The sequence below is a fragment of the Lentzea xinjiangensis genome (genome assembly GCF_900110955.1).
In the GTDB taxonomy this organism is placed as follows: Bacteria; Actinomycetota; Actinomycetes; order Mycobacteriales; family Pseudonocardiaceae; genus Lentzea; species Lentzea xinjiangensis.
In genome coordinates this window covers 730,698-742,694 of the sequence record NZ_FOFR01000002.1, presented here as the reverse complement: position 1 = coordinate 742,694, position 11,997 = coordinate 730,698, and the positions used below count along the sequence as shown (strand labels likewise).

Genomic DNA, 11,997 nt, shown 5'->3' with positions numbered 1-11,997 from the left:
GCCCTAGACGACAAGCCTCCCGCGGCGTGCTGCGCGTGGGTACTCGAAGTCCGCGCACGGAGCCCTGCCGGGGTGGAGGCTGGCTTCTCTTCGCCAGGTCCCTGGCCGACCCGAGGTCCGCACCACCATTTAAGTGCGTGGTGGCGGTCACAGCAAGGGCTCGGAAGGGTGCACCGGTCAAGCCACGTTCAGTAGCGAAAGTGCTGGCGTTCCAGCGTTTGCGGCGCCGGGCGCGGCTCGGGGTACCGCTGTCGGGGCGGCGGCGTGCACTCACTCGGACACCACGTGCGCGCCCTGTCGCCGCTACCGACCGGTACCAGTCTCGAAGGCTTCGTCCTGCCCGCCGGGCCTTGACTAGTCGCGGCCGCGCTTGCGCCGCAGGCCGTACCAGGCGGCACCGGCCGCGACCGCGCCGAGGCCGATGGCCGTGACGGCGACCGCCTTGCCGGAGGGGGTGGGGATGCGGCCACGCAGGCTCACCGGGTCGGAGAAGTGCAGCACCGGCCAGTCCTTCAGTGCGGCGGTGCGGCGCAGCCCCCGGTCCGGGTTCACCGCCGTCGGGTGGCCGACGACCTCCAGCATCGGCAGGTCCGTGATGCTGTCCGAGTAGGCGTAGCTCTTGGCGAGGTCGTAGCCGTGCTCGGCGGCGAGCTGCTTGATCGCGACGGCCTTGTTGTCGGCCGCGCAGTAGAAGTCGATGGCGCCGGAGTAGCGGCCGTTCTGGACGACCATCCTCGTGCCGACGCTGTGGTCCGCGCCGATCATCTGCGCGATGGGGGCGACCAGTTCCTCACCCGAGGCGCTCACGATGACGACGTCGTGGCCCTCGGCTTTGTGGTCGGCGATCAACTGCGTCGCCTCTTTGTACACAAGCGGGTCAACTATGTCGTGCAGCGTTTCGTTCACGATGCCGCGGATCTGCTCTACGTCCCAGCCCGCGGCCAGTGCCGTGATGTGCGCGCGCATGCGGTCCATTTGGTCCGCGTCCGCGCCGGCGAGCATGAAGACGAACTGGGCATACGCGCTCTTCAGCACCGCGCGGCGGTTGATCAGCCCCTCCTGGAAGAAGGGACGGCTGAACGCCAGCGTGCTCGACTTCGCGATCACGGTCTTGTCGAGGTCGAAGAATGCGGCGATCCGGCTCATGTGCCCCAGCTTAGGTGTACTGGTCAGTAGGCCGTTCGGGCGGCATTTCGGTGGTGTACGAAACCGTTGTGCGACACGGTTACCGAACTTTGGCCCACGGCTGTTGTGGAAGTTGCGCGCGGCACTGGCGCATGGGGATACAGTAGGAGGGTCCGGTTCGACGGACGGGTTCAGTCCGACCCCCCGGGACTGAACCATTGACGACCCCCGTCCCTCCCCCCTGGCGGGGGTCGTCCCATATCCAGGCCCGGTTTCCAAGCCGGTCAGACTGGACTTCTGCGGCCGGCCGCAGGCGTTCCGGCGCCCAACCCTCCAGCGTCGCACACAGGACCGACAGTTCCGGCCCCGCGAGGCCTTCGAGATCGCGACCTGTCCACAACCGCGAAGTTGTCCACATCTGGATCTTCGCGCGTTGTGTCGTTCCTCACGACGAACGACGGTGGACCCATGACCACCCCCATCGCCCTGCTCACCGATCAAGACCTCCTCGACGAGGTCCTCAGCGCGGCCGCCGCGGCCGACTGCCCGCTCTCCTGCGCCGCCGACGTGACGGCGCTGCGCTCCCAGTGGCACAACGCGCCCCTCGTCCTGCTCGACCCGGCCGCCGTCTCCGCCTGCCTCGACGCGGGCTTGCCCCGCCGCCAGGGCGTCCTGGTGGTCCACGGGGGCGACCCGCCCTGGGCCCCCGCCGTGGCCCTGGGCGCCGACGGCGTGCTCGAGCTCCCCGTCGAGGGCCGCTCGCTGGTGAGCGCCCTCGCGGACGTGGGCGAGGGCCCACCGTCCGACCGCGGCAGGGTGGTCGCCTTCGTGGGCGGCCGGGGCGGCGCCGGCGCCTCGGTCCTGGCCGTGGCCTGCGGCCGGGAGGCAGTCGCCGCCGGCGGCGAGGCGATGCTCGTCGACTGCGATCCCCTGGGCGGCGGCATCGACCTGGCCCTGGGCGCCGAGTCCGACGAGGGCGCCCGCTGGCCGGGCGTGCACTGCAGCGGTGGCCGGGTCCCGATGTCAGCCCTGCGTGCGGCGCTGCCGACGTCCAACAGCCTCAGCGTCCTCGCCTGCGACCGTGCGGGCCCGGACCCGGAACCGGCAGCCGTGGCGGCGGTCCTCGACGCGGGCCGCCGAGCCGGCTGCACCGTGGTGTGCGACCTGCCCCGCCACCCGACCGCGGCCGCCTCCGCCGCCCTGGACCGCACGGACCTGACGGTCCTGGTGGTACCGGCCGAAGTCCGCGCCACCGCCGCGGCGAGCCGCGTCGCCTCCCGCCTGCTCGCGCAGGGCCGCACCACCCGGCTGGTGGTGCGCGGCCCGTCACCGGGCAACCTGCGGGCCGCCGAGATGGCCGAGGTCATCGGGGTGCCGCTGCTGACGCAGATGCGCCAGGAGCCGGGCCTCGACGAGGTGCTGGAGCGGGGACGGTTCCCGCGCAACGCCAAGGGCCCGCTGGCCACGGCAGCCCGCCTGGTGCTGAAGGAGCTCCGCTCGTGAGCGGCGGGCTCCGCCGCCTCCGAGCACTCCCGGCTCCGGGCCCGAGTCCGCGACGCCCCAGGCCTCCAAGCCCGGTGCCGCCCTCCGGACGCCACCTCCGTCGCTGGCCCGTTCCCGAATCCGGTGCCGCCCTCCTCGCCGCTCTTCCCCCCCGCATGTCCTGCGCGAAAGGAACCGCAGCCGTGACCCGTCTCCGCATCTGGTGCCGGATGGTCCGCAACCTCTTCGTCCACGGCCGTCCCGTCCCGCCCCGCTTCATCTTCCGGGAGCCGCCGAAATGACCGGCTTCCTCGCGTGGTGCTGCGAGACCTGGCTCCGCCTCATCGGCCGCGACGTCGTACGCGGCCGCCACGCCCGCCGCACGGAGGTCGCGACATGACCGCCGTTCCGGGCCGACCGGCGACCCGCACCGCGCCAGCCGCGTCGGCCTTCCCACCCGCGTCGGGCTTGCCAGCCGTGTCGGGCTTGCCAGCCGTGTCGGCCTTCCCACCCGCGTCGGGCTTGCCAGCCGTGTCGGGCTTGCCAGCCGTGTCGGGCTTGCCAGCCGTGTCGGGCTTGCCAGCCGTGTCGGGCTTGCCAGCCGTGTCGGGCTTGTCAGCTGTGTCGGGCTTGCCAGCCGCGTCAGCCTTGCCAGCCGCGTCAGCCCCGCCACCCGCGTCGGCCGCACCAACCGCGTCCGCGGTGTCAGGTGCGCCAATCGCGTCAGCCGCCTCCGCGGTGTCCCATGCGCCAACCGTGTCAGCCGCGCCAACCGCACCAGGCGCGTCCATCGCGTCAGGTGCGCCACCCCCACCAACCGCCTCAGCTTCGCCATCCGCGTCAGCCCTGCCAACCCCGCCACCCGCGTCAACCCCGCCACCCGTGTCAACCCCGCCACCCGCGCCACCCGCGTCCGCGACCCGGAGGCCCGTGACATGACCACCACCCTGATCGACCGGGTCCGCCACCGCCTGGCCGGTGCGGGCATCGAGATGACGCCGGCCGTCGTGGCCAACGCGGTCCGCTCCGAAGCAGGCGGCGTCCTCGCCGACTCGGACGTCTTGGAAGCCCTCCAAGTCCTCCGGCAGGAGTTCCTCGGCGCCGGTCCCCTCGACCCGCTGCTCGCCGACCCCGGCACCACCGACGTCCTCGTCACCGCGCCGGACCAGGTCTGGGTGGACGGCGCCACGGGCCTGCGCCGCACCGCCGTCACCTTCCCCGACGAGGACGCGGTCCGCCGCCTCGCCCAGCGACTGGCGGTCGCGGCGGGCAGACGTCTCGACGACGCCTGTCCGTGCGTCGACGGGTGGCTGCCTGGGAGCGGGGTGCGCCTGCACGCGGTGCTGCCGCCGATCGCGGAACGCACGTGCCTGTCGCTGCGGGTCCTCCGGCCGGCCACGCACGACCTCGACGCGCTGCGGCGGCTCGGCACGTTCGACGGGGAGATCGCCGAGGTGCTCCGCGGGATCGTCCGCCGGCGGCTCGCGTTCCTGGTGATCGGCGGTACCGGGTCGGGCAAGACGTCGCTGCTGTCCGCGCTCCTGGGGTGCGTCCCTGCCGGGGAACGCATCGTGTGCGTGGAGGACGCGGGCGAGCTGCGGCCCGGCCACCCGCAGTTCGTGCGGCTGGTGGCGCGGCCGGCGAACGTCGAGGGGGCCGGCGAGATCACGGTGCGGCAGCTGGTGCGGGAGGCGCTGCGCATGAGGCCGGACCGGATCGTCGTGGGGGAGGTGCGGGGCGCGGAGGTGCGGGAGCTCCTCACCTCGCTCAACACCGGGCACGAGGGCGGTGCCGGCACGCTGCACGCCAACTCGCCGGCCGAGGTCCCCGCACGGCTCGAAGCGCTCGGGGCGCTGGGCGGGCTCGGCGTGCGGGCCCTGCACAGCCAGGTGGCGGCGGCGTTGCGGCTGGTGCTGCACATGCGCCGGGACGGCAACACCCGCCACCTCAACGAGATCGGGGCGTTCACGCGCACCGGGAACGGCATCGCCGTTCGTCCTGTTTGGACACGCGAGCACGGCTGGCACGAGAGGGAGCTGCTGTGCTGAGCCTCCTCCTGCTGGCGGCGGCGCTCCTGGCCTGGCCGCAGCTCAGGCCGCTCCGCCGGCTCAGACCGAAGGGCAAGCGCGAAGCCGTTGTGCCACCGCACCTCTGGGTGCTCGCCGCCGCGACGGTCACCTACCTGGTGGCGGGCGTCGGCGGACTGTTCGCCGGAGCGGTCCTCGCGGTCACGAGCTGGCGGATCCTCCGGCGCGGCAAGCGGGACAAAGCCACCAGGGCGGCGACCGAGGCGCTCAGCGACGGCATCGGCGGCGTGGTCGACGAGCTGCGCGCGGGCGCCCACCCGGCCGCGGCAGCCGACAGCGCTGCCCTGGACACCCCGCCTCCGGCCGGTGACGTGCTCAGAGCCGCCGCGGCCAGCGCGCGTTCGGGTGGCGACGTCGAGCGGACGCTGCGCGAACTCGGCGATCCGCGGCTGAAGACCGCCGTGGACCAGCTGGCCAGGGCGTGGCACGTGTCGGCGAGGCACGGTGTGGCGCTGGCCGATGTCCTGGACGCCACGAGGCGCGACCTCGACCAGCGGGCGGCGTTCGCACGGCAGGTGCACGCGCGGATGGCCGGGCCGCGGGCGAGCGCGGCGGTGCTGGCCGGGCTGCCGGTGCTGGGGGTCGTGCTCGGTGAGCTCAGCGGTGCCGGGCCGTTCCACGTGCTCACGGAGACCGTCGCGGGGCAGGTGCTGCTGGTGCTCGGCGCGGCGTTCCTGGCGGCCGGCCTGTGGTGGACGAAGAGGATCACGGAGGTGGAGCCGTGACCTTCCTCCTGCTCGCGCTCGCGGTGCTCGTCGCACCGCTGCCAGCCCGAGCGGCCGACCGGCTCAGGCCCGCGGTGCACGATCCGCCGCGACCGGTGGCGAGGGCGGACGGCCCGTTCGAACGGGCCGCGGCCTGGGACCTGCTGGCCGCCTGCCTCAGGGCCGGGCTGCCGGTGCCCACGGCGATCCGGGCGGTCGCCATCACCGAGCTGGACCAGGTCGCCGACCTGCTCGGGCTCGGCGCCGACCCGGTCACCGCGTGGGCGGCCGCGCTCGACCGGCCCGCCACCGCGCAGCTCGCCAGGGCCGCGCGCCGGACCGCGAGGTCCGGGTCCGCGCTCGCCGCGCAGGCCGCGGAGCTCGCCGGGCGGACCAGGGCCGCGGCGGTGGACGACGCCGAGGCCAAGGCGCAGAGGGCCGCGGTCGCGGTGGCGGCGCCGCTCGCCCTGTGCTTCCTGCCGGCGTTCCTGTGCCTCGGCGTCGTGCCGGTGGTGCTGGGGCTGGCCGGCCAGATCCTCAGATAGGCCGGAAGGCCGGATCCAGACAGGAGAGAGACGTGGAACTGCTGAAGGACGACAGCGGCATGAGCACGGTCGAGTACGCGATCGGCACGTTGGCGGCGGCCGCGCTGGCCGGAGTGATGTACGTGGTGCTCACCAGCGACTTCGTGCAGAACCTGTTGCAAGGGCTGATACAGCGTGCGCTGGCGTCGGTCTGATGACGCGGGCATGGTCACGGTGGAGGCCGCCATCGCGGTGTGTGCGCTGCTGGTGGTCATGGGGCTGGCGGCGGCCGGGCTGACGGCGGTCACCGAGCAGATGCGGTGCACCGACGCGGCGAGAGAGGCAGCACGGCTCACGGCTCGCGGTGAACGGCAGCGCGGTGAAGAGGCCGCCGGGCAGATCGCGCCCGGAGCGAGCGTCGTGGTCCACGGTCAAGCGGATGCCGTCAGAGTCGTCGTGACCAAACGGGGACCGCTGGGCGTACCGCTCGGCGCGGAGGCGTTCGCCGTGCTGGAACCGCGGTGAACGGCGCAGTGCCCGGCTGCGAGCGGGGTTCGGCCGCGCTGAGCGGCGTGGTGGCGGTGTTGTTGCTGATCACCGTCACGGTCGTCGGCGCACAGGTCGGCGCGGCGGTGATCGCGCGGCATCGGGTGAGCGGTGCCGCCGATCTGGCGGCGCTGGCGGCCGCCGCTCGTCTCACCGACGGCGGCGGAAGTGCTTGTGAGCAGGCGAAACGCGTGGCGGAGGCCAACCGGTCCCGTCTCGACCACTGCGCGGTGAGCGGCTGGGAGGTGGTCGTGGAGGTCTCGGCGGCTACGCCGTTCGGCCCGGTGAGCGCTCGTGCGAGGGCAGGTCCGGCTGAAGATCGAAGCGTTTGGAGCGCGACGAGCGGTCGACTCGCAGCGGTGAGCGGACTCACACCGGGGTCGGGACATGCTGAACGGTGATCGAACCAAACGCCGGGAGTTCAGTGGCTCGTTCTGTCAGAGGACGTTCGCCGTGCCGTAGCTACCAGTTGTCGAGCGGGGGTTACGGAGGCTGGTGCCGGTGTCGTTAGTTGTAGTGGCGGCACCGACGCGGTGTCCTACGAACACCGGCACCACGTCGATGTCGAGTCAGAGCCTAGGAAGAGGGCGAAGCAAGATGGATTGGTCGGACAGCTGGCGCGGGGCCTTCCGCATCGAACTGCGTGCCGAGGCCGTCAGCCTCGCGTTCCGCGGTTGGCCCGTGTTGCCCGGCACCTACCCGGCCGGTTCGGAGCAGGGCGTCACCCAGTGGGCGGGCCGCAGCGGGCTCGAGCTCCATGGCCCCATCCCCGTGCACCGCGACTGGGTGGACCGCATCGGCACCAACTCCGAGCAGGTCGCCACGTGGTGGGCGGGTCGCTCCTACAGCCTCCTCGTCGCCACCGGTCACGTGGTGGACGCGATCGAGGTCGGCACCGACCTCGGCCGCCGGGCCGCTGTCGCGCTGCGCTCGATCGGCGTTCCCGTGCCGATCGCGGCCACCCCGTCCGGCCGGTGGATGTTCCTGGTGAAGTCCGGCTCCAAGCTCGGCGCCGAGCTGGCCTCCCACCAGGACGTGCACCTCTACGCCAAGGGCGAGTACATCCCGCTGCCGCCCACCCCGATGGCGCACGGCGTCGTGCACTGGCGGGTCAAGCCGTCGATCTGCGGCTGGAACCTGCCGGACGCGCACGTCGTGCAGGACGCGCTGGTCGAGGCGCTGCACGCCCCGGCCCGCTTCCAGCTCGAAACCGTCTGACCCACAACTCAAAGCCCGGCCGCGCTGGGTGTCGTCGTGGACTCTCCCCGACAACCCCGAAGGCGATGCCCTGCGCGGCCGTTCCAACCAGCCCGATCCGCTGATCGGCTCCCGCACCCCGCACGTCGGGGGTCGCGCGGAACGGGCCGAAAGCCGAACACGCACCCCGAAGGACAGCCTCCCGCACCACGACCGGACCGAGGAACGTTAGTGGCAGCGCACCCGCTCTGCCGCGGTCGGCGAAGCCGGCTCCTCCCCGGAGTTCGTCTCGCAAGACAGTCGACACCGTCGCCTCCCGCGTGTCCTGTCGAGACGAACGAACCAGATTCCGCCGATGTTCCAAGGGATCCGGTCGCGATGCGGTAGCAGGCGGGCACACGGTGTTCGGCACGTGGAGAGCGCGGCGGGGGTACCCGTGAGCCCCCGCCGCGCCCACGAAACTCCGGAAAGCTCGGAGAGCTAGAGACGGAGACCCTCCGCGTAGGACGCGAACGCGAAGGCCTCCTCCATGGATCCGGGCCGCGGCACCGCATCGGCGTCCCAGCCGAGGTCCCGGTCCCGCAAGACCTGCTCGATCAGCGGGTGCCACCGCTGATCGAGCACTTTTCTCGCCCACAGCAGGGCGCCGCGCTTCGACTCCACCTCCGCGGTGTGGATGGTGTAGAGCATGCGGCAGTACGTCGAGACGATGTAGCGCTGAGTCCACGCGACGTCCACCGGCGCCCAGCTCAGGATGCCTTCCAGCACGTGTGGCAGCTCGGCGCGCATCGTCGAGCGCAGCGCGGAGGCGGGCACCTCGTCGACCAGCGAGGTGATCGGCGGACCGTCCAGCACGATGCCGTGGTGGCGCAGGATCCAGCGGGTGTGCGGGCTGTTGCAGTGGGTGTCCCAGATCAACGTGCGGTGGCCGTGGTCGTTGAACAGCCACGGAACGCCGAGGCCGGCCACCGACCGCAACGACTCGACGTCGGCGTACGAGCCCTCGATCTCGGTCGACCAGTGGCCCGGGCGCAACGGGATCTCGTCGTGCAGCGCGCGCAGTCCCGCTTCACGCTCGCCGGACGGCGGCTCGGTGCAGGCGACGATGAAGTCGCAGTCGCTGTGGAGGTCACCGGCGCCCAGGGCGAACGAGCCCTGGACGTACGCGCCCACGTAGGTGGGCCCGAGGATGTCGCGGACCGACGAGACGAGGTCGGCGAGCAGTGCGTCCAGATCGGGAAAGGGCGTGAACAAGGCAGCTCCTGAGTAACCCGTGGCCGGAAGGGGACGGGCGCGGCAGGGCGATCACCACCGCCGCGTCGGCGACTGGGTGATCAGACCGGCCGCGCGAGGGGCACGACGAGACGTCTGGCTCGGCCATGCGAGGGCGCGGTGAGGCGTTCGGTTTGGCCGCGCGATGGGCGCGGTGGGGTGTTCGGTTTGGCCGTGCGAGAGGCACGGCAGTGCGTTCGGTTTGGCCGCGCGATGGGCGCGGTGGGGTGTTCGGTTCGGACGTGCGAGGGGCACGGCAGTGCGTTCGGTTTGGCCGTGCGAGGGCGCAGCGGAGGCGTCCGGCCTGCCGCGAGACACGGCGGTGCGTTCGGTTCGGCCGCACGAGGGTGCGGGTGGGCGTCCGGCTTGGCCGCGCGGGCACGGCGGTGCGTCCGGCTCGGCCGCGCGAACGCCAGGTGAGGCGTCCGGCTTGGCCACGCGAAGACACGGCGGCGCGTCCGGCTCGGCCACGCGAAGGCACAGCGGGGCGTCCGGCTCAGCCGTGCGAGAAGACACGGCAGGGCGTTCGGCTCAGCCGTGCGAGGGCGCGGCGGTGCGTCCGGCTCGGCCGCGCGAGGGCGCGGCAGGCGTCCAGCTCAGCCGCGCGAGGGCACGGCAGGCGTTCAGCTCAGCCGCGCGAAGGCACGGCAGGGCGTTCGGCTCGGCCGCGTCAGGCGCGACGGGTCCGATCGGTGGCGTTGGAGCTGCATGCGGTCACCGCGCCACCGTAGCCAAGAGCCCTGACCCGGTCAGGTGATTTTGCCGAGCACCACGTCGAGCACGAGCACGGCACCGGCCTTGTCCAGCGGGTCGTTGCCGTTTCCGCACTTCGGCGACTGCACGCACGACGGGCAGCCCATCGGGCACGCGCACGCGCTGATCGCCGCCCTCGTCGCCGAGAGCCACGCCCGCAGCGCGGAGTGGCCGCGGTCGGCGAAGCCCGCGCCGCCGGGATGGCCGTCGTGCACGAAGACCGTCGGCATTCCCGTGTCCGGGTGCACGGCTGTCGACACGCCGCCGATGTCCCACCTGTCGCACGTCGCGAACAGCGGCAACAGGCCGATCGCCGCGTGCTCGGCGGCGTGCAGCGCGCCGGGGATCCTCTTCGCCTCGACGCCCGCGTCGAACAGCAGCGACTCGTCGACGGTGTACCAGACGGCGCGCGTCTGCAGGGTCTGCTCGGGCAGGTCCAGCGGGATCTGGTCGAGCACCACGCCCGACGGCAGCCGGCGCAGGTAGCCGATGACCTGCGTCGTCACCTCCACCTCGCCCAGGCAGACGGAGACGCCGCCGAAGTCCGCGCGTTCCAGCTCGCGCACGACCGTGATGTCCACGCAGTCGCGCGGCTGCGTCGTCCACTCCGGGTCTTCGCGGTGCACCATCGCGAGCCCGCTGTCCAGGTCGAGCTCGTCGACCACGTACGCCCGGCCCTGGTGCAGGTAGACGGCGCCGGGATGCACCTGCCAGCAGGCCGACCCGGGGTCGACCGTGCCGAGCATCCGGCCGGAGTCCGCCTCGACGACGGCCACCTGCTCGCCGCCGGAGCCGCGGATGTCCACTCCGGAGTGCGGCCGGTCGTGCGACGCCCAGTACCACCCGGCGGGCCGCTTGCGCAGCAGTTTCTCCGCCACCAGCTCGGCCAGCACGGCCTCGGCCACCGGTCCGCCGAAGTCGTCCAGGCACGCGGGCGTCAACGGCATCTCCGACGCCGCGCACGCGAGCTGCGGTCCCAGCACGTAGGGGTTCAGCGGGTCCAGCACCGTCGCCTCGACCGGCCGGTCCAGCACGGCGGCCGGGTTGTGCACCAGGTAGGTGTCCAACGGGTCGTCGCGGGCGACGAAGACCACCAGGGCGCTGTCGCCCGACCGGCCGGCGCGGCCCGCCTGCTGCCAGAACGATGCGAGCGTGCCGGGGAAACCGGCCACCACCACGGCGTCCAGCCCGGCGATGTCGACGCCGAGCTCCAGGGCGTTCGTGGTGGCGACGCCCAGCAGGTCGCCGGTGGACAGCGCCTGCTCGAGCGCCCGCCGCTCCTCGGGCAGGAACCCGCCCCGGTAGGCGGCGACGCGCGACGGCAGCTCGCCGTCCACTTCGGACAGGATGCGCTGGGCGCCCAGCGCGGTCAGCTCCGCGCCCCGCCGGGAGCGCACGAAGGCGAGCGAGCGCGCGCCCTCGACGACGAGGTCGGCGAGGATCCGCGCGGTCTCCGCACCCGCCGACCGCCGCACGGGCGCGCCGTTCTCACCCTCCAGAGAGGTCAGTGGTGGCTCCCACAGCGCGACGGTCCGCGACGCGCGCGGGGAGAAGTCGTCCACCACGGCGGAAACCGGAACGCCGAGCAAACGCTCCGCGGAAGAAGAAGGATCAGCCACAGTGGCCGATGCCAAAACGAAGATCGGGTCCGCGCCGTATTTGCGCGCGACCCGCCGCAGCCGGCGCATCAACAACGCCACGTGCGACCCGAAAACGCCGCGGTAGGAATGGCACTCGTCGATCACCACGTACTTCAGCCGGCGGAAGAACCGCAGCCATTTCGGGTGCTGCGGCAGGATTCCGCGGTGCAGCATGTCCGGGTTGGTGAAGACCCAGTTCGCGTGCGCCTTGACCCAGTCGCGTTCGGCCATCGGGGTGTCGCCGTCGTAGGCCGACGCGCGCACTCCCTTGATCCCCAGCTCGCCGAGGGACCGGAGCTGGTCAGCGCCAAGGGCTTTGGTCGGTGACAGGTACAGCGCCGTGGCTTTCGTGTCCGCCAAAAGAGTGGAAAGCACGGGCAGCTGGTAGGCGAGCGACTTGCCGGACGCGGTGCCCGTCGCGAGCACCACGTGCCGCCCGGACCACGCGAGCGACGCCGCCTCCACCTGGTGCCGCCACGGCTCGCGCACGCCCGTCCCCGTGAAGGCCTCGACCACCGGCGGAGCGGCCCACGACGGCCATTCGACGTGATCAGCCTGCCGCAACGGCAGATCGCGTGCGTGTGTGAGAGGTGACTCCCCGGCGGGCACCCCCGCCAGCACGCGGTCCAGCAGCCGCCGTCCCTGATCCACCACGAGGCGAGCTTCG

The 11,997-nt window shown here is 72.7% G+C and carries 11 protein-coding genes; 8 read left to right on the top strand and 3 right to left on the bottom strand.

All coding sequences use genetic code 11. The annotated features are described in order from the left end of the window. Positions 1 to 354: 354 nt before the first annotated feature. Positions 355 to 1,146 carry an HAD-IB family hydrolase gene (locus BMW88_RS08970; RefSeq protein ID WP_089950093.1) on the bottom strand — a complete coding sequence of 264 codons (792 nt, stop codon included), beginning with the start codon at positions 1,144 to 1,146 and terminating at the stop codon, positions 355 to 357. Positions 1,147 to 1,593: 447 nt separating this feature from the next. Between BMW88_RS08970 and ssd the strand changes: the two genes are divergently transcribed. The 8 genes from ssd to BMW88_RS08925 all read left to right on the top strand — a co-directional run bounded on the left by ssd (position 1,594) and on the right by BMW88_RS08925 (position 7,686). Beyond that, on the top strand, positions 1,594 to 2,628 hold the full coding sequence (gene ssd / locus BMW88_RS08965) for a septum site-determining protein Ssd (protein WP_089950292.1): 1,035 nt from the start codon (positions 1,594 to 1,596) through the stop codon (positions 2,626 to 2,628). 914 nt (positions 2,629 to 3,542) lie between these two features. After that, positions 3,543 to 4,655, top strand: coding sequence for a TadA family conjugal transfer-associated ATPase (locus BMW88_RS08955; RefSeq protein ID WP_089950092.1), 1,113 nt, complete (start codon positions 3,543 to 3,545; stop codon positions 4,653 to 4,655). Further along, complete coding sequence (locus BMW88_RS08950; protein ID WP_089950091.1) at positions 4,649 to 5,419, top strand: type II secretion system F family protein; 771 nt, start codon at positions 4,649 to 4,651, stop codon at positions 5,417 to 5,419. The genes BMW88_RS08955 and BMW88_RS08950 overlap by 7 nt, the downstream gene beginning before the upstream one ends. Continuing rightward, positions 5,416 to 5,943 (top strand): type II secretion system F family protein, encoded by a 528-nt coding sequence (locus BMW88_RS08945; RefSeq protein ID WP_089950090.1) that lies wholly within the window; start codon positions 5,416 to 5,418, stop codon positions 5,941 to 5,943. Before BMW88_RS08950 ends, BMW88_RS08945 begins: the two co-directional genes overlap by 4 nt. A 32-nt stretch (positions 5,944 to 5,975) precedes the next feature. Beyond that, complete coding sequence (locus tag BMW88_RS08940) at positions 5,976 to 6,137, top strand: DUF4244 domain-containing protein (RefSeq protein ID WP_281249376.1); 162 nt, start codon at positions 5,976 to 5,978, stop codon at positions 6,135 to 6,137. A 10-nt stretch (positions 6,138 to 6,147) separates the two neighbouring features. Next, positions 6,148 to 6,447 (top strand): TadE family type IV pilus minor pilin, encoded by a 300-nt coding sequence (locus BMW88_RS08935; protein WP_089950089.1) that lies wholly within the window; start codon positions 6,148 to 6,150, stop codon positions 6,445 to 6,447. After that, positions 6,444 to 6,869: an Rv3654c family TadE-like protein gene (locus BMW88_RS08930; RefSeq protein ID WP_245777642.1), complete on the top strand. Its 426-nt coding sequence runs from the start codon at positions 6,444 to 6,446 to the stop codon at positions 6,867 to 6,869. The genes BMW88_RS08935 and BMW88_RS08930 overlap by 4 nt, the downstream gene beginning before the upstream one ends. A gap of 196 nt (positions 6,870 to 7,065) precedes the next feature. Beyond that, positions 7,066 to 7,686, top strand: a complete 621-nt coding sequence (locus BMW88_RS08925) for a bifunctional DNA primase/polymerase (RefSeq protein WP_089950088.1) — start codon at positions 7,066 to 7,068, stop codon at positions 7,684 to 7,686. A gap of 459 nt (positions 7,687 to 8,145) precedes the next feature. Here the strand turns inward: BMW88_RS08925 and BMW88_RS08920 are convergent, their stop codons facing one another. Together BMW88_RS08920 and BMW88_RS08915 are read right to left on the bottom strand one after the other, a co-directional pair. Further along, positions 8,146 to 8,919, bottom strand: coding sequence for an aminoglycoside adenylyltransferase domain-containing protein (locus BMW88_RS08920; protein ID WP_089950087.1), 774 nt, complete (start codon positions 8,917 to 8,919; stop codon positions 8,146 to 8,148). 767 nt (positions 8,920 to 9,686) lie between these two features. Further along, positions 9,687 to 11,984, bottom strand: coding sequence for a DEAD/DEAH box helicase (locus BMW88_RS08915; protein WP_089950289.1), 2,298 nt, complete (start codon positions 11,982 to 11,984; stop codon positions 9,687 to 9,689). Positions 11,985 to 11,997: the final 13 nt, after the last annotated feature.